The following is a 19,911-nucleotide window of genomic DNA, read 5'->3' on the forward strand; positions in this document are numbered from 1 at the left end:
GGCGAGGATGCGAAACCCCGCCAGGAGACCGACGGCCGGGCCCTCCGGCCCGGCTTCAGCCACGCGCCGCGCGGCCCTGCAGCCGCCAGACATAGGAGATGATCTCGGCCACCGCCTGCCAGTGCTCGGCCGGGATCTCGGCATCGACCTCCAGCCGGTAGAGGGCACGGGCGAGCGGCGGGTTGGCGACCAGCGGCACGCCATGCTCCTCGGCCACCGCCCGGATGCGCGCCGCCATCGCGTCGACCCCCTTCGCCACCAGCCGCGGTGCCGCGGACTGCCCCTGCTGGTAGAACAAGGCCACAGCGTAATGTGTTGGGTTCGTTATGACAACGGTTGCCTTCGGCACCGCGGCCAGCATGCGCTGCCGGGCCCGGCTTTCCCGCAGCCGGCGCAGCCGGGCCTTCACCTGCGGATCGCCCTCGGCGTCCCGCATCTCCTCCTTCAGATCCTCCCGGCTCATGCGCAGCTGCCGCAGATGCCGCCAGCGGACCAGCAGCAGGTCGAGGGCGGCGAGCACGGCGAAGGCGCCGAGCGCGACCAGCAGCAGATGCAGCACCTCGCGGCCGATGCGCTCCGGCAGCGCCCCGATCGGCTGGTGCAGCGCCGCCGGCAGCAGCCGCAGGTCGATCGCCAGCCAGAGCGCGCCGCCGACCACGGCCAGCTTGAGCAGGGTGCGCGGCAGCTCGAACCACGCCTCCTTGCCGATCAGCCGCTGCAGGCCCTTGGCGGGGTTGAGCCGGGCGAGGTCGGGCAGCACCGCCTCGGGCCGCAGCAGCAGCCCCGATTGCGCGAGATGCCCGAGGATGACGGCGAGGGCGGCGACGCCGATCACCGGCAGGGCCAGCCGCGCCCCGGCCCGCAGCAGGGCGATCGCCGCCGCGCCGTCCGGCACCGGCGCCTCGAGCAGGACCTGCAGGGCCTGCAGCCAGGCCAGGCCGGCGGCCGGCAGGGTCAGGATGCCGGCGAGCGTTGCGGCCAGCAGGGTCGCGCAGGCGACGGCCTCGCGCGAAACCGGCACCTGCCCCTGTTCGCGCGCCTTGTCGAGCCGGCGCTGTGTCGGGGCTTCCGTGCGGTCCTCGGCATCCTGCCCGCCGCCGGCCATGGCTCAGGGCAGCCCCGGCAGCGAGGCCAGCCCGTCCCGGATGGCGGCCAGCCAGGCCGCGAGCAGGGCCGGCAGCAGCATCGCCAGCAGCAGCAGGCCGCCGAGGATCTGGCCGGGCGCGGCCAGGGCGAAGACCTGGATCTGCGGCGCCAGCCGCGCCAGCAGGCCGAGCGCGAACTGCCCGAGGATGTTCGCCAGGACCAGGGGCGCCGCCAGGCGCAACGCCAGGGAGAGGCTGTCCGCCACCGCCTGCGCCAGGCTCGCGGCCTGGGCCGGCACCGGCAGGCCGCCGCCCGCCGGCAGCACCGCGTAGCTCTCGGCCAGCGCCCGCAGCGGCAGGGCGTAGAGGCCGGTCGAGAGGACGAGGACCGTCGCGGCGAGGCCGAAGAAGCGGGAGAGCACGGTGCCCTGCGCGCCGAAGGCGATGTCGCCCTGCAAGGGACTGGCCAGCCCGACCATCAGCGCCATCACCTGCCCGGCCTGGGAGAGCGCCAGCTCCAGCAGCCGCGCCAGCAGGCCGAGCCAGAGGCCGATCACCGTCTCGATCGCCAGCAGGCGCAGCAGCGCCGGCACCGCCTCGGTCATCGGCGGCAGCGCCGGCTGCGCCAGCGGCAGGACCAGCGCGGTCAGGCCGAGGACGAGGGCGAGACGGATCGTCGCCGGCACCTCGGCGGCGCCGAGGCCCGGCAGCAGCATCACTGCCCCGCCGATGCGCGCGAGCACCAGCATGGCCTGGAAGGCGAGAAGCGGCAGCGCCTCGCTCACCGCATCGTCCCGAGCTCGACCATCCGCTCGAAGAGCTGGCCGGCATAGCCCTGCACCGCCAGCGTCATGCGCGGCGCGAGCAGCATCAGCACCACCGCCATGGCGGCGAGCTTCGGCAGGAAGGCGAGGGTCTGCTCCTGGATCTGCGTCATCGCCTGCAGCACCGAGACCACGAGGCCAATGCCGAGCATCGCCAGCAGGGGCGGCCAGGCCAGGTGCAGCGCCAGCCACAGCGCCTCGCGCAGCGCCAGCGCGGTCGGGTCGCTCTCCATCGGCTAGATCGGCATCCGCATGACGTCCTGGTAGGCGGAGACCACCTTGTCGCGCAGCGTCGTCGCGGTCTGCAGCGCCAGCTCGGCCCGCGACACGGCGAGGACGACCTCGGTGACGCTGCCCTGGCCGAGCAGCGCCTGGGTGCTGGCGGCATCAGCGGCGTGGCCGACCTCGACGGCCCCCTCGGCGGCGCGGCGCAACGTCTCGCCGAAGCTGCCCGCCCCCTCCCCGCCGCCGGCCTGCGCCTGCACGCTGCGATAGGCGGCGGCCGCCTGCGCCGGCGCGAGCGCGGCCGGCATCAGCGCAGCGCCTCGATGGTGCGGGTCAGCATGCCGCGCGTGACCTCGAGCACCGAGAGGTTGGCGCTGTAGCTGCGCTGCGCCTCCCGCATGTCCATCATCTCGACCATGCTGTCGACATTCGGCCGCTTGACGTAGCCGCGTGCGTCGGCGGCGGGATGCCCCGGATCGTGCACCTCCGGGAAATCGCCGGGCGCGGTGCCGATGCGCCGCACCTCCACCGTCTCGGCGCCGAGGGCGCGGTCGAGATGGCTGCCGAAGGTGACCGTCCGGCGCCGGTAGGGATCGGCCCCCGGCGCCTCGCCGGTGCTGTCCTGGTTGGCGAGGTTCTCCGCCACCACCCGCAGCCGGGTGGATTGCGCCGCCATGCCGGCAGCGGAGATGCGCAACGCCCGTTCGAGATCCATGCCGGGTCAGCTCCTATTGCCCGCGGCCGAGGGCGGTGCGGAACAGGCCGAGCCAGCGCCGGTGCAGGCCGATGGCCAGCGCATGGGCATTGTCGGTATCGGCGACCCGCATCGCCTCGACATCGAGCGAGACGGCGTTGCCGTTCGGCGCCACCTCGGCCAGGTGCCGGTCCGCCACTGCCCGGTCCGTTCCCGCCTTGCCGAGATGGCGGGCATCGGTGCGGGCCATGTCCACCCCGGCGCCGCCCTGGCGGGCCAGCAGCCGCGCGAAATCCGGCAGGTCGCGCGGGCGGTAGCCCGGCGTGTCGGCATTGGCGATGTTCTGCGCCAGCACGCGCTGCCGGGCATCGAGCCAGGCGAGCCGGCGTTCGGCGAGGTCGAGGGTCGGGCTCTGCGACGGGTCCATGCCGCGATCCTCGCCGGCGCCAGGCGAAGATTCGGTAAACCCGGGCGCGGCGCTGGCCATGGCCCCGCCGCGGCTGGCGGTGATGCTCCCTGCGCAGGAGGGGATTCCATGGGGTCCCCGCAAAGCCGCGCAGCGGGTGTGTGGGGGGAGTTCTTAACCCTTCCCGGCAAAAGCTGCCGGCATGAGCATGCCCGAAGCCGTCCCCACCCTCACCGCCATCGAGTCGATGCGCGGCACCCTCGCCATGGCCCGCGCCCTGGTCGATTCCGGCCGTCAGGTCGATCTCGTCGGGCTCGATGGCGGCGCGGCCGCGCTCTGCGCCGCCATCAGCCTGCTGCCGCGCGAGCAGGGCCGGACGATGCTGCCCGCCCTGCTCTCCCTGGTCGCCGAGATCGACGGGCTGCGCTGCGCCCTGCAGCCGGGCTGAGCATCCACCCCCACCGCGGCAGGAGGCCACGGCGTGATCCCCGATACCGACCTGATGCTGCGTGCGGGCGGCGCCCTCGCCGTGCTGGTCGTCCCGCTCTGGCTGGCGACGCGGGCGCTGCGCGGCCGCCGGCGGAGCCGCCCCGGCCATCGCCTCGCCCTCGCGGAGTCGCTGGCCCTCGACCCCCGTCGCCGCCTCCTGCTGGTGCGCTGCGACGGGCGGGAGCTGCTGCTGCTGACCGGCGGCAGCCAGGATGCCGTCATCGGCTGGCTGCCGGGGCCCGGCGCCCGATGAGGCGGCTCGGCTGGATCGCGCTGCCGCTCTGCGCCCTGGCATTGCCCGCGGCGGCCCAGAGCGTCGCCATCGACCTCGGCGCCGCTGGGCAGCCGGGCGCCACCTCGCGCCTGGTGCAGCTCACGGCGCTGGTCGGCCTGCTCTCCCTCGCCCCCTCCCTGCTGGTGATGGCGACGGCCTTCACCCGCATCGTCATCGTGCTCTCGCTGCTGCGCAGCGCCATCGGCGCGCAGGGCGTGCCGCCCAACCCGGTGCTGATCGGGCTCGCCCTGTTCCTCACCCTCTTCGTCATGCAGCCGGTGCTGGACCAGAGCTGGACCGGCGGCCTCCAGCCGCTGATGGAAGGCCGCATCGGCGAGCTCGACGGCCTCGCCGCCGCGGCCGAGCCCTTCCGCCGCTTCATGGCCGGGCAGGTGACGGAGCCCGATCTCTCGCTCTTCCTCGACCTCGCCAGGCTGCCGCCGGTGCCCGAGGGCGCGGCGGCGGATCAGATCCCCTGGCGGGCGCTGCTGCCGGCCTTCCTGGTGAGCGAGCTGAAGCGCGCCTTCGAGATCGGCTTCCTGCTCTTCCTGCCCTTCCTCGTGCTCGACATGGTGGTGGCCAGCCTGCTGATGTCGCTCGGCATGATGATGCTGCCACCGAACGTCGTGGCGCTGCCCTTCAAGCTGATCTTCTTCGTGCTGATCGATGGCTGGCGGCTGGTGGCGGGCAGCCTGGTGCAGGGCTTCGGCCCCTGACGGCGACGGCCGCCGCTCAGTCCGGCGTCAGGCCCATCCGCTGCACCACGCCGGTCCATTTGGTGATCTCGGCCGCCAGATAGGCCCCGAAGGCGGCCGGCGAGCCGCTCTGCGGCTGGATGCCCTGGCGTGCCAGGGCGCCGCCGACCTCGGGGCGCGCCATGGCGAGCTGCAGCGCGGCATTCAGCCGGGCGATGATCGGCGCCGGCGTGCCGGCCGGGGCCAGGACGCCGCCCCAGCTCACGGTCTCGAAGCCCGGCACGGTCTCGGCGATGGCGGCGAGCTCCGGCGCCTCGGGCACCCGCTGGAGCGAGGAGACGGCGATGCCGCGCACCCGGCCGGCCCGCACATGCGGCAGCAGGACCGGGACGGTGTCGAAATTCACCGGGATCACCCCGGCGATGAGATCCGCCGTCGAGGGCGCGCTGCCGCGATAGGGCACATGCGTGAGCTGGATGTCGGTGAGGCTCTTCAGCAGCTCCATCGCCATGTGGCCGGCCGAGCCGACGCCGGCCGAGCCGTAGCTCATCCGCCCATCCTGCGCCCGGGCATAAGCAAGGAAGCCCGGCATGTCCCGCACCGGCACCGAGGGATGCACCGCCATGATCTGCGGCACGATGGAGACCGCCATGACCGGGGCGAAGTCGTGCATCGCGTCGAAGGGGGTGCGGCTGCCATAGAGCGCCGGCCCCATGCCGTTCGGCCCGGCATTGCCCATCAGCAGGGTGTAGCCATCGGGCGCGCTGCGGGCGACCAGCTCGGCGGCGATGAAGCCGTTGGCGCCCGGCCGGTTCTCCACCACCAGGGTCTGGCCGAGGGATTCGGTCAGCTGCGGGGCGAGGAGGCGGGCGATGATGTCGCTCGCCCCGCCCGGCGGATAGGGGATGACCATGCGGACCGGCCGCTGCGGCCAGTCCGCCTGATTGCCTGATTGGGCGCGCGCGAGCGCCGGCAGGGCGAGCGCGGCCCCGCCGAGCAGCATCGGGCGCCGGCGCATCGCCACCGGGCCGCCCCCCGCCCTGCCTCCGGCCCGCCTCAGCCCGCGTTCGCCACCGCCCGCTTCGCCATGACGGTGACCAGATGCGCGCGGTATTCGGCGCTGCCGTGGATGTCGCCGTTCAGCCCGTCGGGCGACTGCTTGACGCCGGCCACCGCATCCGCCGACCAGTTGGCCGCGAGCGCCGTCTCCATCTCCGCCTGGCGGAAGACGCCCGGGCCGGCGCCGTTGACGACGACGCGCGTGCCGGATTTGGTCCTGGCGACGAAGACGCCGGCCATGACGTAGCGGCTGGCCGGGTTGCGCATCTTGGCGTAGCCGGCCTTCTCGGGGATCGGGAACTCGATCGCCACCAGCAGCTCGCCCGGCTCCAGCGCCGTGGTGAACATGCCCTGGAAGAAGTCGTCGGCCGCGATGCGGCGCTTGTCGGTGACGACCGTCGCATCGAGGCCGAGCACCGCCGCCGGGTAGTCGGCGGCCGGGTCGTTGTTCGAGACGCTGCCGCCGATGGTGCCGCGGTTGCGCACCTGGGTGTCGCCGATGGTGGAGGCCATCTGGGCCAGCGCCGGGATCGCCGCCTTGACCTCGGGGCTGTTCGCCACCTCGCCATGCTTGGCGAGCGCGCCGATGACGAGCCTGTCGCCCTCGCGCCGGATGCCCTTCAGCTCGGCGATGCCGGAGAGGTCGACCACCGCGGTCGGCTTGTTGAGCCGGTGCTTGAGCGCCGGCAGCAGGGTCTGGCCGCCGGAGATCGGCCGCGCCTCCGGATCGGCCGAGAGGATCTTGACGGCATCCGCGACGGTGGTGGGCTTGTGATAGGCGAAATCATACATGGGAAAGGCTCCTCCTCGCACGGGCCGCCCGGTCCGCACCTCCGGGAGGCCGGCGCGCCGCCGCGCCTCCCTCCGGCGACCGGGCGGGTGATCTCCTACTCCGCCGCCAGCCTCTGGCCGGCATGGATGATGCCCCAGATCTTGGCCGGCGTCGCCGGCATCTCGATATGGCGGACATCGTAGTCGCGCAGCGCATCGACCACGGCGTTGATGACCGCGGGCGGCGAGCCGATGGCCCCCACCTCGCCGCAGCCCTTCACCCCGAGCGGGTTGTGGGTGCAGAGCGTGGTGTGGGTGGCGACGCTGACCGGCGGCAGGTCGTTCGCCCGCGGCATCTGGTAGTCCATGAAGCTGGCCGAGAGCAGCTGGCCGTTCTCGTCATAGACCGCGGTCTCGAGCAGCGCCTGGCCGATGCCCTGGGCGACGCCGCCCTGCACCTGGCCCTCGACGATCATCGGGTTGATGACCCGTCCGACATCGTCGACGGCGGTGAAGTTCACCACCGCCACCTGGCAGGTATCGGGATCGATCTCGATCTCGCAGATATGGCAGCCGCCGGGATAGGTGAAGTTCTTCGGGTCGTAGAAGGCGGTCTCGTCGAGGCCGGGCTCGATCTCCTCGATCGGGTAGTTGTGCGGCACATAGGCGGTCAGGCAGATCTCGCCCCAGCTTTTCGTCTTGTCGGTGCCGGCGACGCGGAAGGTGCCGCGGTCGAACTCGACGTCCTCGACCGAGGCCTCCATCAGGTGCGCCGCGATCCGCCGCGCCTTGGCGACGATCTTGTCCATCGCCTTCACCATGGCGCTGCCGCCGACGGCGAGGCTGCGCGAGCCATAGGTGCCCATGCCGAAGGGGATCTTCGCCGTGTCGCCATGGACGATGTCGACCTGCGCCAGCGGCACGCCGAGCCGGTCCGTCACCAGCTGGGCCAGCGTCGTCTCATGCCCCTGGCCGTGGCTGTGGGTGCCGGTCAGCACCGTGACGCTGCCGGTCGGGTGCACCCGGATCGTGCCCACCTCGTAGAGCCCGGCGCGGGCGCCGAGCGCACCGACCACCGCCGAGGGGGCGATGCCGCAGGCCTCGAGATAGGTGGAGATGCCGATGCCGCGCAGCTTCCCGGCTGCCTTCGCCGCCTGCCGGCGCTGCTCGAACCCGGCCCAGTCCGCGACCTTCAGCGCCTCCTCCAGCGTCGCCACGTAGTCGCCGCTGTCGTATTGCAGCGCGACCGGCGTCTGGTAGGGGAAGGCGTCGTTCGGGATGAAGTTGCGCCGGCGGATCTCGATGCGGTCCATGCCCATCTCGCGCGCCGCGACATCGACCAGCCGCTCGAGCAGGAAGGTCGCCTCCGGCCGCCCGGCGCCACGATAGGCATCGACCGGCACGGTGTTGGTGAAGACCGCCTTCACCTCGGCATAGACGGTCGGCGTGGTGTACACGCCGGCCAGCAGCGTCGCGTAGAGATAGGTCGGCACGCTGGTCGAGAAGGTGGAGAGATAGGCGCCCATATTGGCCAGCGTCTGCACGTGCAGCGCCAGGAACCGCCCCTCGGCATCGAGGGCGAGCCGCGCCTTCGTCACGTGGTCGCGGCCATGCGCGTCGGTGATGAAGCTCTCGCTGCGGTCGGCGGTCCATTTCACCGGCCGGGCGATCTTGCCGGCCGCCCAGGTGACGATCGCCTCCTCGGCATAATGGAAGATCTTGCTGCCGAAGCCGCCGCCGACATCGGGCGCCACCACCCGCAGCTTGTGCTCGGGCAGCTGCAGGACGAAGGCGCCCATCAGCAGCCGGATGACATGCGGGTTCTGGCTGGTGGTGTAGAGGGTGTAGTCACCGGTCGTCGGGTCGAAATCGCCGATCGCCGCGCGCGGCTCCATGGCGTTCGGCACCAGCCGGTTGTTGACCAGCTCGAACTCGACGACCTTGTGCGCGCCCTGGAAGGCCGCGGCGTTCACCGCCGGGTCGCCGATATGCCAGTCGTAGCAGAGATTGCCGGCGACGCCGTCATGCACCGCGGGCGCGCCGGGGGCGAGCGCCGCCTCCATGGTGGCGACCGCGGGCAGGACCTCGTACTCGACCTCGATCGCCTCCGCCGCGTCGCGCGCCGCCGCCCGGGTCGAGGCGATCACCACCGCGACGGCATCGCCGACGAAGCGCACCTTGCCCTGGGCGAGCACCGGATGCGGCGGCTCGGCCATGGGCGAGCCGTCCTTGTTGTGGATCTGCCAGCCGCAGGGCAGGCCGCCTAGGCCCACCATGTCGGCGCCGGTGAAGACCGCCACCACCCCGGGCATGGCCCGCGCCGCCGCGAGGTCGATCCCCCGGATCGCGGCATGCGCATGCGGGCTGCGCAGGATATGGGCATAGGCCTGCCCCGGACGGTTGATGTCGTCCGTGTACCGGCCGCGGCCGGAGAGGAAGCGCAGATCCTCCTTGCGCTTCACGCTTGCCCCGATGCCCTCGAAGGGCGTCACCACCGTCATCGCCACGCCTCCCAACGCAGCAGGACTGCCTCGCCGGCGGTGCCAGCCCGCGCGGTCGGACACTCCCGTCAGTCACTCCGCGGACGGGCCCGGCGCGCCGGGCGCGCCGCGAGGCCTATTCGGCGGCGGGCGCGAGCTCGGCGCGGCGGCCGTGCATCACGTCCTGCGCCGCGGCGATCGCCTTGACGATGTTGTGGTAGCCGGTGCAGCGGCAGAGATTGCCTTCCAGCCCCTCGCGGATCTCCTTCTCGGAGAGCCCCTGCGGGTGCTTCTGCACCAGGTCGATGGCCGACATGACCATGCCGGGGGTGCAGAACCCGCATTGCAGCGCGTGATACTCCCGGAACGCCTCCTGCATCGGGTGCAGCGTGCCGTCCGGCTTGGCCAGGCCCTCGATCGTCGTGATCTCGGCGCCGTCGGCCTGCAGCGCGAGCAGGGTGCAGGACTTCACGCTGTCGCCGTTCACATGCACGACGCAGGCCCCGCACTGGCTGGTGTCGCAGCCCACATGCGTGCCGGTCAGGCGCAGCTTCTCCCGCAAGAGCTCGACCAGCAGGGTCCGGCCCTCGACCTCGACCGTATGGGAGGCCCCATTCACGGTCAGTGTGACTTGCGGCATCCCGCACCTCCCCGATTCCAGCGGCCGACCGGCCGCGTATCGTCTCAAAGGTTGCCCCGGCCCGGGCTTCCGTCAAGCGCTGGCACCGTGAAGACCGGCCCGGGACGCCCGCCCGGCGGGGGGATCAGGGCCGCGGCCCGGCGGCGCCCGGCGGCGGCGCCTCGATCAGCCGCTTGCGGCCGCGGGTGAGAAGCAGCAGCACGCCCAGCACCAGGGTGCCGAGCGGCCACAGCAGCCAGATCGTGCCGAGCGCCATGGCGCCGAACATGCCGGCGCCCAGGGCGACCTCCGGGTCCGGCCGCGACAGGAAGGGACCGACCGCGGCGCAGGTGCCGAGGCTGCCCAGCAGCATCAGCGCCTGGAAGGTCCAGAAGGTCCCCCGCACCACCCGGCCCACCCGGCCGCGGCGCTCCCTGACCTCCAGCAGCACCGGCCCTGGCATGGCAGGACCCGCCTCAGGCGGCAACCAGCGCCGCGCCCTTGGCCACCGCCAGCGGGTTCTCCGCGGCCGGGAGGTCGTGCAGGTGGCAGGCGGCGACATGGCCGGGATCGAGCGCCGTCGCCACATGGTTGAGCCGCGGCTCCTCGGCCCGGCAGCGGTCGAAGGCGTAGGGGCAGCGGGTGTGGAAGCGGCAGCCCTTGGGCGGGTTGATGGGGCTCGGCACGTCGCCCTTGAGCAGGATCCGCTCCCGCGCCTTGCCGGGCATCGGCACCGGCACGGCGGAGAGCAGCGCCTCGGTATAGGGATGCTTCGGCGCCGCGAAGAGGCTCCGCTTCGGCGCCACCTCGACGATCTTGCCGAGATACATGACGGCGACCCGGTGCGTCATGTGCTCGACGATGGCGAGGTCGTGCGAGATGAAGAGCAGCGCCAGGCCGAGCTCCTGCTGCAGGTCCTGCAGCAGGTTGACGATCTGCGCCTTGACCGAGACGTCGAGGGCCGAGACCGCCTCGTCGCAGACGATGAGGTCGGGCTCCGCCGCCAGGGCCCGGGCGATGCCGATGCGCTGGCGCTGGCCGCCGCTGAACTCGTGCGGCCAGCGGTTCACCGCGTCGCGCGGCAGGCGCACCTTGTCCATCAGCGCCGCGACCCGCGCCTCGAGATCCCGGCCGTCCTTCGCCAGGCCGAAATTGCGGATCGGCTCGGCCAGGATGTCGCGCACCCGCATCCGCGGGTTGAGCGAGGAGAAGGGGTCCTGGAACACCACCTGCACGCGCCGGCGCACCGCCCGCAGCGCGCCGGTCGAGAGGTCGTCGATCCGCTTGCCGTCCAGCACCACCTGGCCCGAGGTGATGTCGAAGAGGCGCAGCACCGCCTTGCCGACCGTGGACTTGCCGCAGCCGCTTTCGCCGACCAGCGAGAGGGTCTCGGCGCGGGCGATCTGGAAGGAGACGCCATCCACCGCGTAGACATAGCCCGTGGTGCCGCCGAGCAGCCCGCCCTTCAGCGGGTAGTGCTTCTTGAGGTCGGTGACGTCGAGAAGGGCTGCGCTCATGCCGCGAGGGCCTCGTCTTTCAGGGCGTAGTGGCAGGCGGCGACATGGCCGGGCGCCTTCTCCTCGAGGGCCGGCGCCACCTTGTGGCAGAGATCGGTGACCTGCGGGCAGCGGCCGGCGAAGACGCAGCCCGGGATCTTCTGCTTCAGGCTCGGCACCAGGCCGGGGATCTCGGCCAGCCGCCCCTCGTCGCCATGCAGCGAGGAGCCGAGCTTCGGCATGGAGCCGAGCAGCCCCTGGGTGTAGGGGTGCTTCGGGTGGTTGAAGAGCGGGCCGACCGCCGCCTCCTCCACCTTCCGCCCGGCATACATGACGATGACGCGCTCGGCGACCTCGGCGACCACGCCGAGGTCATGGGTGATGAGCACGATCGCCGCGCCGACGCGCCGCTTCAGGTCGCGCATCAGCTCGAGGATCTGCGCCTGGATGGTGACGTCGAGCGCGGTGGTCGGCTCGTCGGCGATCAGCAGCTTCGGGTTGCAGGCCAGCGCGATGGCGATCATCACCCGCTGCCGCATGCCGCCCGAGAGCTGGTGCGGGTATTCCCGCACCCGCCGCCGCGGCTCCGGGATGCCGACGAGCGTCAGCATCTCCACCGCCTTCTCCTCCGCCTGCCGGGCCGAGAGGCCCTGGTGCAGGCGCAGCGTCTCGCCGATCTGCCGCCCCACGGTCAGCACCGGGTTCAGGCTGGTCATCGGCTCCTGGAAGATCATGCTGATCTCGTTGCCGCGGATGGCGCGCATCTCGCGGTCGGAGAGGGTCAGCAGGTCGCGGCCCTGGAAGCGGATGGCGCCGGCGATCTTGCCCGGCGGCTCGGGGATGAGCCGCAGGATCGACATGGAGGTGACCGACTTGCCGCAGCCGCTCTCGCCGACGATCGCCACCGTCTCGCCGGCATTGACGTGGAAGGTGACGCCGTCGACGGCGCGGTTGATCCCGTCCGGCGTGCGGAAATGGGTCTGCAGGTTCTCGACTTCGAGGAGCGCCATGGATCAGAGCCTCTTGGCCATGCGCGGATCGAGCGCATCGCGCAGGCCATCGCCGAGGAGGTTCACGGCGAGGACGGTGATGGAGAGGAAGACGGCGGGGAAGAAGACGATGTAGGGCTTGACCTGCCAGAGCGCCCGCCCCTCGGCCATGATGTTGCCCCAGGAGGGGATGATCGGCGGCGTGCCGGCGCCGATGAAGGAGAGGATGGCCTCGGTGATCATCGCCGCGGCGCAGATATAGGTGGCCTGCACGGTGATCGGCGCCAGGGTGTTGGGCAGGATGTGGCGCAGGATGATCGCCGGCGTCCGGGTGCCGGCGGCGACCGCCGCCTCGACATAGGGCTGCTCGCGCAGCGACAGCACCACGCCGCGCACCAGGCGCGAGACGCGCGGGATCTCGGCGATGGTGATGGCAATGATGACGTTCTGCACCGAGCCGCGGGTCAGCGCCATCAGGGCGATGGCCAGCAGGATCGGCGGGATCGACATCAGCCCGTCCATCACCCGCATGATGACGCTGTCGAGCAGGCGGACATAACCCGAGACCATGCCGATCGCCATGCCGGCGACGGAGGCGAGGATGGCGACCGAGAAGCCGACGATCAGCGAGACCCGGGCGCCGTAGAGCACGCGGGAATAGACGTCCCGGCCCAGCATGTCGGTGCCGAACCAGTAGAGCGCCGAGGGCTCGCGCGTCCGCTTCGCCGGCGCCAGCGCCGTCGGGTCGACGGTCCCGAGCAGCGGCGCGAAGATGGCGACCAGCACCATCAGCAGCAGCAGCGCGGCGCCGAAGGCCATGGTCGGGTTGCGTCGGACGAAGCCGATGAAGCCCTTCTTCGGCTTCACCGGCGGCAGCACGTCCGGCAGCGGCGCGGCGGCGGCGACGCCCGAGGGCGGCGCGGCCTCGATGGGGGAGAGGACGCTCGCGGAGGCCATCAGTAGCGGATCCTCGGATCGAAGAGGGTATAGGCGAGGTCGATCAGCAGATTGACCAGCACATAGACGAAGCTGAAGAGCAGCACGACGCCCTGGATCACCGGATAGTCGCGCCGCAGGATGGCATCCACCGTGAGGCGGCCGAGGCCGGGGATGGCGAAGACGCTCTCGGTCACCACCGCGCCGCCGATCAGCAGCGCGATGCCGATGCCGATGACGGTGACGATGGGCACCGCGGCGTTCTTCAGCGCATGCACGAACAGGATGCTGCCCTGCCCTGCCCCTTTGGCGCGCGCGGTGCGGATGTAGTCCTGCTGCAGCACCTCGAGCATGGTGGCGCGGGTGATGCGGGCGATCAGCGCGATGTAGACGCCGCCGAGCGCGATCGCCGGCAGCACCAGGTTCTCGAGCCAGGGCAGGACGCCGTTGCTGAGCGAGGTGTAGCCCTGCACCGGCAGCCAGTCGAGCTCGAGCGCGAAGACATAGGCGAGCAGGTAGCCGACGACGAAGACCGGCACCGAGAAGCCGAGCACCGCGAAGCCCATCACCGCGCGGTCGATCAGCGTGCCCTGCTTCCAGGCCGCGACCACGCCCATCGGCACGGCGATGCAGATGGCGAGCACCAGCGTCAGCGCCATCAGCGACAGGGTCGGCTCGATCCGCTGCGCGATCATGGTGGTGACCGGCAGGTTGGTGAAGATCGAGGTCCCCATGTCGCCATGCAGGATGGCCCAGAGCCAGGTGCCGAAGCGCACGAGGTAGGGCCGGTCGAGGCCGAGCGAGGCGCGGATGCGCTCCACGTCCTGCGGAGTCGCCTGGTCGCCGGCGATCACCGCCGCCGGGTCGCCGGGCGAGATGTAGAGGAGGGAGAAGACGAAGAGGGCGACCAGCGCCATCACCGGGATGGTCTGCAGGACGCGGCGGATCACATAGGCGAACATGCTGCGGTGTACCGATCCGTCAGGATTTCGTCACGCCCCAGAAGATGGGCAACGGCCCCTTCTGGATGCCGGAGAGATTGGAGCGCCAGGCCTGGTAGGACAGGAAGAAGCCGGTCGGTGCGTAGACGACGTTCTCGATCGCCGCCTTGTTCAGGCGCCGGATCGCCGCCTTCTCGCCATCGAGGTCGGTGGCGTCGAACCAGTTCGTCACCTCCGCCTCCACCTCCGGCACCTTCGGCCAGCCGAACCAGGCGCCGTCGCCGCTGGCGCGGATGGCGGTGTAGACGGCCGGGTTGATGCAGTCGGCGCCGGCATGCCAGGAGTGGAACATGCTCCAGCCGCCCTGGCCCACCGGGTTCTTCATGGCGCGGCGCTGGCCGGTGGTGCCCCAGTCCGTGGCGACGAAATCGACGTTGAAGCCGATGCGCTTCAGCAGGTCGGCCGTCACGTCGCCCTGCGACTTGGTGATCGGCTGGTCCTGCGCGACGATGCAGGGCACCGGCTCGCCCTTGTAGCCGCTCTCGGCCAGCAGGCGCTTGGCGAGGTCGAAATTGCGCGGTCCCTTCAGGACCTCGCCGCCCTCCTCGGTGTAGAGCGGAGTGCCGGGCGTGAAATAGCCGGGCAGCGGCTTCCACAGCTTGTCGTCATCGCCCACCAGGGCGCGCATGTAGTCTTCCTGCGACAGGGCCACCATCACCGCCTGCCGCGCCTTCAGCGAATTGAAGGGCGTGGTCAGGTGGTTCATGCGGAAGGTGCCGATATTGCCGAGCGGGTCGGCGATGTCGGCGCGGATGTTGCGGTTGCGCTTGAGCGTCGGCACCAGATCGGTGATCGGGTTCTCCCACCAGTCGATCTCGCCGTTCTGCAAGGCCGCGGCGGCGGTCGCGGGATCCGGCATGATGACCCATTCGACGCGCTCGATCTGCACCGCCTTGCCGCCGGCGAGCCAGCTCGCCTTCTCCTGCCGCGGCTGGTAGTCGGCGAATCGCTCGAACACCGCCTTGGCGCCCGGCACCCACTCGTTGCGCAGGAAGCGCATGGGGCCGGAGCCGACATACTCGTTGATCTGCTGGAAGGGATCGGTCCGGGCGATGCGCTCCGGCATGATGAAGGCCATCGGCGTGGAGTTCTTGCCGAGCGCCATCAGCATCTTCGGATAGGGCTTCTTCAGCACCCAGCGGAAGCTGCGGTCGTCGACCGCGACCAACTCTTGCTGCAGCGCCTTCAGCATCAGCCCCATCGGGTCGCGCGCCGACCAGCGGGTGAGGCTCGCCACCGCGTCCTTCGCCAGGACCGGGCTGCCATCGTGGAATTTCAGCCCCTCGCGCAGCCGGAAGGTCCAGGTCAGGCCATCGGCCGAGACCGCCTCGGATTCCACCATCTGCCGCTGCGGTCGCAGCTCCTCGTCGAAGCCGTAGAGCGTGTCCCAGACCATCGCCGCGGCGTTGCGGACGACATATTGCGTGCCCCAGATCGGGTCGAAATTCGCCAGGTTGGCCTGCGGCACGAAGCGCAGGGTCCGGGACGCCGCGCCCTGGGACAGCGCCGGCGCCGGCAGACCACCGAGCAGGCCGGCGCCGCCGGCCGCAACGCCGGTCTTCAGGAAGGTCCTGCGGTCCATTGTCGTCTCCCAGTTCCGGCCCGGGCACTCCCGCTGCGCCCGGTTTCGAACCAGCCTGCCTCAGGCTTAGGCAGGGCGCCAGCATCCATCGCCCGCCGCCCCGGCCCGGCGACAGCCGGCTCGCTCTCGGGAGGGCAGACTTGCACGCGCCATGCCAGCAATCGTGGCAGGCCCGCTGCCATCAGTCCTTGCGCATGCCCCAGAAGACCGTCACGGGCGCGCGGAAGGCACCGGTGACCCGGCGATTCCAGGCGGAAGGCTGCCAGTAGAAACCGAGCGGGATATAGGGCAGCATCTCCATCGCCCGACGGTTCAGCGCCTCCGCCACCTGGCGTTGCACCGCCAGATCCGGCGCCTCCACCCAGGCGGCCCGCAGCCGCTCGATCTCGGCATCCTTCGGCCAGCCGAACCAGGCGGCATCGCCATTCGTCCGCAGGAACAGGTGGAACACCGGCAGGCTGAGGGACTGGCCGGAGGCGGTGGTGTGAATCAGGCTCCAGCCGCCCCGCTCCACCGGCTCGCGGCTCGTCCGGCGCTGCACCAGCGTGCCCCAATCGGTCGAGACGAGCTCGAAATTCATCCCCATGCGCTGCAACAGGTCGGCGGTGACGAGCGAGAGGGCGTTGATTTGCGGATAGTCGCCGGGCGCGACGAGCACGACCTTCTCATTGGCATAGCCGGCCGCGCGCAGCGCCGCCCGGGCCCGGTCGAGGCTGTGCGTCTTCAGCACCTCGCTGCCGGCCTCGTTCGCCAGCGGGCCGTGGCAGGCGAACGCGCCGCGCCCAGCGCCGGATGCTCGCGGCGCAGTCCCGCGCCCGCACCGGCTCGCCGTCATGGAAGCGCAAGCCCTCGCGCAGGGTGAAGGTCCAGGCGAGGCCATCCGCCTCCACCACCCAGCCCTCGGCCATCTGCGGCCGGATCGTGCCTTGCGCGTCCTGGGCGCAGATCTGGTCGTAGACCATGAAGGCGTGGTTGCGGGTGACGACGGCGGTGGTCCAGACCGGGTCGAGGCTGGTGAGGTTGGCCTGCGGCACGACGCGCAGCCGGCCTGCTCCCGGCGTCGCGGCGAGCGCGGGCGCCGTCAGGCCCAAGGCGAAAGGCGCCTGCAACAGGCCGCGACGGCGCATGGCTCAGGCCCTCCGGATGCCCCAGAAGATGGCGAAGCCCTTCACCCGGTCGACCAGCGTGCGGCGATGGGCGGTGATCGAATAATAGGCGCCCGTCGGGATGTAGGGCAGCCCCTGCATCGCCGCGACCTGGATCCGCCGCGCCAGTTCCCGGCGCGCCGGCAGGTCCGGCGCATCCAGCCAGGCGGCGCGCAGCCGCTCCACCTCCGGCAGGTCGGGCCAGCCCGGCGCCGCCTTGTCGCCATCGGCGCGGAGCTGCGCATGGGTGACGGGATTGATGAAATCCATGCCGGAGGAGGCGAAGCAGGCGATGGACCAGCCGCCCTGATCGAGCGGTCCGCGATTCATCCGCCGCTGCGCCAGCGTGCCCCAGTCGGTCAGCACCACCTCGAGATTGATGTCGAGCTGCCGCAGCAGATCGGCCGCCACCTGCGCCTGGGCGGTGGTGGAGACGATGTCGGTGGTGCCGAGCAGACGCACCCTCTCGCCGCGATAGCCCGCCTCCTTCAGCGCCTGTCGCGCCGCGGCGATGCTGCGTGGCCCGGTCAGCGGCGCCAGCCCGGCATCGTTGGCGAAGGGGCCGCCGGGGGTGAAGAAGCCGACGCCCGTCTCGTATTTCGTCGGCTCGGGGCCGACGATCGCGGTCATGAAATCCTCCTGGCTGATCGCCGGCAGGAGGGCGCGGCGGATCGCCGGGTTGTCGAAGGGCGGCTGGCGGTGGTTGAAGCGGAACTGCCCGGGCAGCGGCAGCGGGTCGATCGGCTCGAGCAGCAGGCCGCGGTTGCGGCCGAGCAGGGTCTGGATCTCGGCCGGCATCTGCTCCAGCCAGTCCACCTCGCCCGCGCTCAGCGCCGCGGCGGCGGTGCCGGCATCGGGGATGATCGACCATTCGACGCGGTCGAAATGCACCAGCTTCGGCCCGGCGGTGAGGCCGCTGCCGCCGGCGGGCGTCGGCACGTAGTCGGCGTTGCGGTCCCAGACCGCGCGGCTGCCCTGGCGGAACTCGTCCATGCGGAAGCGGAAGGGGCCGCTGCCGGTCGGGTCGCGGATCTGCTGGAAGGGATCGGTCGCGGCGATGCGCGCCGGCATGATGAAGGGCTGCGGATTGGCCGGCATCGCCAGCGCCTCGATCAGCAGCGGGAAGCGCGCGCGCAGTCGGAAGCGGAAGCGCCTGTCGTCGAGCGCGGCGAGTTCCTCGGTGCGCGCCGCCAGCGCCTGGCCCATGGCGCTGCGCGCCATCCAGCGGCGCAGCGAGACGACGCAGTCCTCGGCCCGCACCGGCGCGCCGTCATGGAAGCGCAGCCCCTCGCGCAGGGTGATGGTGACGCTGCGGCCCTCCTCCTCCTCGAGATGGCCGGCTGCCATTTGCGGATGCACCCGGAAGGCCAGGTCCACGCCGTAGAGCGTGTCGTAGACCATGTAGCCGTGGTTGCGGATGACGTTGGAGGTGACCGCGACAGGATCCAGCCCACCGAGATCGGCCTGCGGCACGAAGCGCAGCACGCGGGCAGAGCTTTGCGAGAAGGCCGGCGCCGCCGGCAGCGCGGCGCCGGCGGCGAGCAGCGTGCGGCGCGCGATCATGCCCGCCGCAGGTTCCAGAACAGGGCGAAGCCTGGCACCCGCCCTGTCAGGTCGCGCCGCAGCGAGGTGAGCGAGGTGTAGGAGCCGACCGGGATATAGGGCAGCTCGTCCAGCGCGGTGCGCTGGATGTCGCGGGCGATGCGCTGCTGCGCCTCAAGGTCGGGCGCCTCGAACCAGGCATCGCGCAATTCCTCCAGCCGCGGCATGGTCGGCCAGCCGAACCAGGCGCCGGTGCCGTTGCCGCGCAGCGGGAAATTGCCGGCGGGATCGGCGAATTCGAAGGAGGCGAAGGCGGTGAGGAAGACGCTCCAGCCGCCCTTCTCCACCGGCTCGCGGCTGGCCCGGCGCTGGATGACGCTGCCCCAGTCGGTCAGCACGAAATCGAGGTTGACGCCAAGCCGGCGGAACATGTCGCCCGCCACCTGGGTCATCGCCGCCGGCGCCAGGATGTCGGTCGGGCCGATCAGGCGGATGAGCTGATCGGTGTAGCCCGCCTCCTTCAGCAGCGCCTTGGCGCGGTCGATGCTGCGCGGCCCGGTCAGCGCCCCCATCCCGGCATCGTTGGCCAGCGGCGTATCCGGGGTGAAGACGCCCATGGGGGCGAAGAGCGCCGGATCGGGCCCGACGATCGCCGTCATGTAGTCCGCCTGGTCGATCGCCGGCAGCAGGGCCTGGCGCATCTTCTTGTCGTTGAAGGGCGGGTGCAGGTGGTTGAAGCGCAGGATCGCCGGGTTGCGCAGCCGGTCGATCGGCTCGACGGTGATCTGCCGGTTGCGGCGGAAGAGCTGCTGGATCTCCGGCGGCGGTTGCTCGTACCAGTCGATCTCGCCGGCCTGCAGCGCCGCCGAGGCGGTCGCTGCATCGACGATGATGTGCCACTCGATGCGGTCGAAATGCGCCCGCTTCGGCCCGGCCGTCAGGCTCGGCTCGCCGCTGCTGACCGGCACGTAGTCCGGGTTGCGCTGATAGGCGACGAAGCTGCCGGAATTGTATTCCCGCGCCAGGAAGCGGAAGGGCCCGCTGCCCACCGTCTCCTGGATCTGCTGATAGGGATCGGTGCGGGCGATGCGCTCCGGCATGATGAAGGCGGCCGGGTTGGAGGGCGTCGCCAGCGCCTGCAGCAGCATCGGGAAGCGCCGCTTCAGCCGGAACCGGAGGCGCCGGTCGTCGAGCGCCGAGAGCTCCTCGATCGCCGGTTCCAGCTTCTGGCCGATGCTGCTGCGCTTCATCCAGCGCCGGAGCGAGGCGACGCAATCCGCCGCCCGCACCGGCGCGCCGTCATGGAAGCGCAGCCCCTCGCGCAGCGTGATGGTGCAGAGCCGGTCGTCATCCTCGAAGACCTGGCCGGCCGCCATCTGCGGTTGCGGCCGGAACTGCGCATCCATGCCGTAGAGCACGTCGTAGACGAGCCAGGCATGGTTGCGGGTGACATTGGCCGTGGTCCAGATCGGGTCCAGGCTGGTCAGGTTGGCCTGTGGCACGAATTTCAGCACGCTGCTGCCCGCGGGCTGGCCAATGGCCAGGCGTGGCAGGGCAGCGGCCGCAGCCGCGCCGGCCAGGAAATCGCGTCGTTGCATC

General features: G+C 71.5%; 22 protein-coding genes and 1 pseudogene. 3 read left to right on the plus strand and 20 right to left on the minus strand.

What is annotated here, in order from left to right:
* Nucleotides 1-55 precede the first annotated feature (55 nt).
* Genes DOO78_RS19675 through flgB form a run of 6 tightly spaced genes read right to left on the minus strand, consistent with a single transcriptional unit; the run spans nt 56 to nt 3,255 of the window.
* Nucleotides 56-1,105 (minus strand): EscU/YscU/HrcU family type III secretion system export apparatus switch protein, encoded by a 1,050-nt coding sequence (locus tag DOO78_RS19675; protein ID WP_111471579.1) that lies wholly within the window; start codon nt 1,103-1,105, stop codon nt 56-58.
* A gap of 3 nt (nt 1,106-1,108) precedes the next feature.
* On the minus strand, nt 1,109-1,870 hold the full coding sequence (locus DOO78_RS19680; RefSeq protein ID WP_243634627.1) for a flagellar biosynthetic protein FliR: 762 nt from the start codon (nt 1,868-1,870) through the stop codon (nt 1,109-1,111).
* Nucleotides 1,867-2,142 (minus strand): flagellar biosynthetic protein FliQ, encoded by a 276-nt coding sequence (locus DOO78_RS19685; protein WP_111471580.1) that lies wholly within the window; start codon nt 2,140-2,142, stop codon nt 1,867-1,869. Before DOO78_RS19685 ends, DOO78_RS19680 begins: the two co-directional genes overlap by 4 nt.
* 3 nt (nt 2,143-2,145) lie before the next feature.
* Nucleotides 2,146-2,442 (minus strand): flagellar hook-basal body complex protein FliE, encoded by a 297-nt coding sequence (locus DOO78_RS19690; protein ID WP_111471581.1) that lies wholly within the window; start codon nt 2,440-2,442, stop codon nt 2,146-2,148.
* Nucleotides 2,442-2,849: a flagellar basal body rod protein FlgC gene (gene flgC, locus DOO78_RS19695; RefSeq protein WP_111471582.1), complete on the minus strand. Its 408-nt coding sequence runs from the start codon at nt 2,847-2,849 to the stop codon at nt 2,442-2,444. The genes DOO78_RS19690 and flgC overlap by 1 nt, the downstream gene beginning before the upstream one ends.
* 13 nt (nt 2,850-2,862) lie before the next feature.
* Nucleotides 2,863-3,255, minus strand: a complete 393-nt coding sequence (flgB, locus tag DOO78_RS19700) for a flagellar basal body rod protein FlgB (RefSeq protein WP_111471583.1) — start codon at nt 3,253-3,255, stop codon at nt 2,863-2,865.
* A gap of 181 nt (nt 3,256-3,436) precedes the next feature.
* Here flgB and DOO78_RS19705 point away from each other — a divergent pair, with 181 nt between their 5' ends.
* From DOO78_RS19705 to fliP, 3 genes are read left to right on the plus strand one after another with little or no spacing between them, the layout of a single operon-like run.
* Nucleotides 3,437-3,682, plus strand: coding sequence for a hypothetical protein (locus DOO78_RS19705; RefSeq protein ID WP_111471584.1), 246 nt, complete (start codon nt 3,437-3,439; stop codon nt 3,680-3,682).
* 33 nt (nt 3,683-3,715) lie between these two features.
* Nucleotides 3,716-3,976 carry a flagellar biosynthetic protein FliO gene (locus DOO78_RS19710; RefSeq protein WP_243634630.1) on the plus strand — a complete coding sequence of 87 codons (261 nt, stop codon included), beginning with the start codon at nt 3,716-3,718 and terminating at the stop codon, nt 3,974-3,976.
* Nucleotides 3,973-4,713: a flagellar type III secretion system pore protein FliP gene (gene fliP / locus DOO78_RS19715; protein WP_111471585.1), complete on the plus strand. Its 741-nt coding sequence runs from the start codon at nt 3,973-3,975 to the stop codon at nt 4,711-4,713. Before DOO78_RS19710 ends, fliP begins: the two co-directional genes overlap by 4 nt.
* A gap of 16 nt (nt 4,714-4,729) precedes the next feature.
* Here fliP and DOO78_RS19720 read toward each other — a convergent pair whose 3' ends face one another.
* The 14 genes and pseudogenes from DOO78_RS19720 to DOO78_RS19785 all read right to left on the minus strand — a co-directional run bounded on the left by DOO78_RS19720 (nt 4,730) and on the right by DOO78_RS19785 (nt 19,910).
* On the minus strand, nt 4,730-5,710 hold the full coding sequence (locus DOO78_RS19720) for a Bug family tripartite tricarboxylate transporter substrate binding protein (protein WP_111471586.1): 981 nt from the start codon (nt 5,708-5,710) through the stop codon (nt 4,730-4,732).
* A 38-nt stretch (nt 5,711-5,748) separates the two neighbouring features.
* Entirely contained in the window at nt 5,749-6,543 is a 795-nt protein-coding gene (locus DOO78_RS19725) for an FAD binding domain-containing protein (protein WP_111471587.1), read from the minus strand.
* A 95-nt stretch (nt 6,544-6,638) separates the two neighbouring features.
* Entirely contained in the window at nt 6,639-9,023 is a 2,385-nt protein-coding gene (locus DOO78_RS19730; protein WP_111471588.1) for a xanthine dehydrogenase family protein molybdopterin-binding subunit, read from the minus strand.
* A gap of 115 nt (nt 9,024-9,138) precedes the next feature.
* Nucleotides 9,139-9,642 carry a (2Fe-2S)-binding protein gene (locus tag DOO78_RS19735; protein ID WP_111471589.1) on the minus strand — a complete coding sequence of 168 codons (504 nt, stop codon included), beginning with the start codon at nt 9,640-9,642 and terminating at the stop codon, nt 9,139-9,141.
* A gap of 124 nt (nt 9,643-9,766) precedes the next feature.
* On the minus strand, nt 9,767-10,084 hold the full coding sequence (locus tag DOO78_RS19740; protein ID WP_111471590.1) for a hypothetical protein: 318 nt from the start codon (nt 10,082-10,084) through the stop codon (nt 9,767-9,769).
* Nucleotides 10,085-10,097: 13 nt separating this feature from the next.
* A complete protein-coding gene (locus tag DOO78_RS19745) occupies nt 10,098-11,138 on the minus strand; it encodes an ABC transporter ATP-binding protein (protein ID WP_111471591.1) in 1,041 nt (346 codons plus the stop codon).
* Entirely contained in the window at nt 11,135-12,127 is a 993-nt protein-coding gene (locus tag DOO78_RS19750; RefSeq protein WP_111471592.1) for an ABC transporter ATP-binding protein, read from the minus strand. Before DOO78_RS19750 ends, DOO78_RS19745 begins: the two co-directional genes overlap by 4 nt.
* Before the next feature lie 3 nt (nt 12,128-12,130).
* Nucleotides 12,131-13,063, minus strand: a complete 933-nt coding sequence (locus DOO78_RS19755) for an ABC transporter permease (protein WP_111471593.1) — start codon at nt 13,061-13,063, stop codon at nt 12,131-12,133.
* Nucleotides 13,063-14,004, minus strand: a complete 942-nt coding sequence (locus DOO78_RS19760; protein ID WP_111471594.1) for an ABC transporter permease — start codon at nt 14,002-14,004, stop codon at nt 13,063-13,065. The genes DOO78_RS19755 and DOO78_RS19760 overlap by 1 nt, the downstream gene beginning before the upstream one ends.
* A 19-nt stretch (nt 14,005-14,023) precedes the next feature.
* On the minus strand, nt 14,024-15,625 hold the full coding sequence (locus tag DOO78_RS19765; RefSeq protein ID WP_111471595.1) for an ABC transporter substrate-binding protein: 1,602 nt from the start codon (nt 15,623-15,625) through the stop codon (nt 14,024-14,026).
* Between the two features lie 181 nt (nt 15,626-15,806).
* A complete protein-coding gene (locus tag DOO78_RS28240) occupies nt 15,807-16,355 on the minus strand; it encodes a periplasmic substrate-binding domain-containing protein (RefSeq protein WP_111471596.1) in 549 nt (182 codons plus the stop codon).
* Between the two features lie 43 nt (nt 16,356-16,398).
* Nucleotides 16,399-16,752, minus strand: a pseudogene (locus DOO78_RS28245) (ABC transporter substrate-binding protein); the annotation flags it as partial.
* A 3-nt stretch (nt 16,753-16,755) separates the two neighbouring features.
* A complete protein-coding gene (locus DOO78_RS19780; RefSeq protein WP_111471598.1) occupies nt 16,756-18,333 on the minus strand; it encodes an ABC transporter substrate-binding protein in 1,578 nt (525 codons plus the stop codon).
* Nucleotides 18,330-19,910, minus strand: coding sequence for an ABC transporter substrate-binding protein (locus DOO78_RS19785; protein ID WP_111471599.1), 1,581 nt, complete (start codon nt 19,908-19,910; stop codon nt 18,330-18,332). Before DOO78_RS19785 ends, DOO78_RS19780 begins: the two co-directional genes overlap by 4 nt.
* Between the last annotated feature and the right edge of the window lies 1 nt (nt 19,911).

The sequence above is a fragment of the Roseicella frigidaeris genome (assembly GCF_003258945.1).
Taxonomy (GTDB): Bacteria; Pseudomonadota; Alphaproteobacteria; order Acetobacterales; family Acetobacteraceae; genus Paracraurococcus; species Paracraurococcus frigidaeris.

Bases quoted from the DNA above. Each gene is read 5' to 3' on its own strand.
- DOO78_RS19675 (WP_111471579.1), bottom strand. From the start codon at position 1,105: ATGGCCGGCGGCGGGCAGGATGCCGAGGACCGCACGGAAGCCCCGACA.
- DOO78_RS19685 (WP_111471580.1), bottom strand. From the start codon at position 2,142: ATGGAGAGCGACCCGACCGCGCTGGCGCTGCGCGAGGCGCTGTGGCTG.
- DOO78_RS19690 (WP_111471581.1), bottom strand. From the start codon at position 2,442: ATGCCGGCCGCGCTCGCGCCGGCGCAGGCGGCCGCCGCCTATCGCAGC.
- flgC (WP_111471582.1), bottom strand. From the start codon at position 2,849: ATGGATCTCGAACGGGCGTTGCGCATCTCCGCTGCCGGCATGGCGGCG.
- flgB (WP_111471583.1), bottom strand. From the start codon at position 3,255: ATGGACCCGTCGCAGAGCCCGACCCTCGACCTCGCCGAACGCCGGCTC.
- DOO78_RS19705 (WP_111471584.1), top strand. From the start codon at position 3,437: ATGAGCATGCCCGAAGCCGTCCCCACCCTCACCGCCATCGAGTCGATG.
- fliP (WP_111471585.1), top strand. From the start codon at position 3,973: ATGAGGCGGCTCGGCTGGATCGCGCTGCCGCTCTGCGCCCTGGCATTG.
- DOO78_RS19720 (WP_111471586.1), bottom strand. From the start codon at position 5,710: ATGCGCCGGCGCCCGATGCTGCTCGGCGGGGCCGCGCTCGCCCTGCCG.
- DOO78_RS19725 (WP_111471587.1), bottom strand. From the start codon at position 6,543: ATGTATGATTTCGCCTATCACAAGCCCACCACCGTCGCGGATGCCGTC.
- DOO78_RS19730 (WP_111471588.1), bottom strand. From the start codon at position 9,023: ATGACGGTGGTGACGCCCTTCGAGGGCATCGGGGCAAGCGTGAAGCGC.
- DOO78_RS19735 (WP_111471589.1), bottom strand. From the start codon at position 9,642: ATGCCGCAAGTCACACTGACCGTGAATGGGGCCTCCCATACGGTCGAG.
- DOO78_RS19740 (WP_111471590.1), bottom strand. From the start codon at position 10,084: ATGCCAGGGCCGGTGCTGCTGGAGGTCAGGGAGCGCCGCGGCCGGGTG.
- DOO78_RS19745 (WP_111471591.1), bottom strand. From the start codon at position 11,138: ATGAGCGCAGCCCTTCTCGACGTCACCGACCTCAAGAAGCACTACCCG.
- DOO78_RS19750 (WP_111471592.1), bottom strand. From the start codon at position 12,127: ATGGCGCTCCTCGAAGTCGAGAACCTGCAGACCCATTTCCGCACGCCG.
- DOO78_RS19755 (WP_111471593.1), bottom strand. From the start codon at position 13,063: ATGGCCTCCGCGAGCGTCCTCTCCCCCATCGAGGCCGCGCCGCCCTCG.
- DOO78_RS19760 (WP_111471594.1), bottom strand. From the start codon at position 14,004: ATGTTCGCCTATGTGATCCGCCGCGTCCTGCAGACCATCCCGGTGATG.
- DOO78_RS19765 (WP_111471595.1), bottom strand. From the start codon at position 15,625: ATGGACCGCAGGACCTTCCTGAAGACCGGCGTTGCGGCCGGCGGCGCC.
- DOO78_RS19780 (WP_111471598.1), bottom strand. From the start codon at position 18,333: ATGATCGCGCGCCGCACGCTGCTCGCCGCCGGCGCCGCGCTGCCGGCG.
- DOO78_RS19785 (WP_111471599.1), bottom strand. From the start codon at position 19,910: ATGCAACGACGCGATTTCCTGGCCGGCGCGGCTGCGGCCGCTGCCCTG.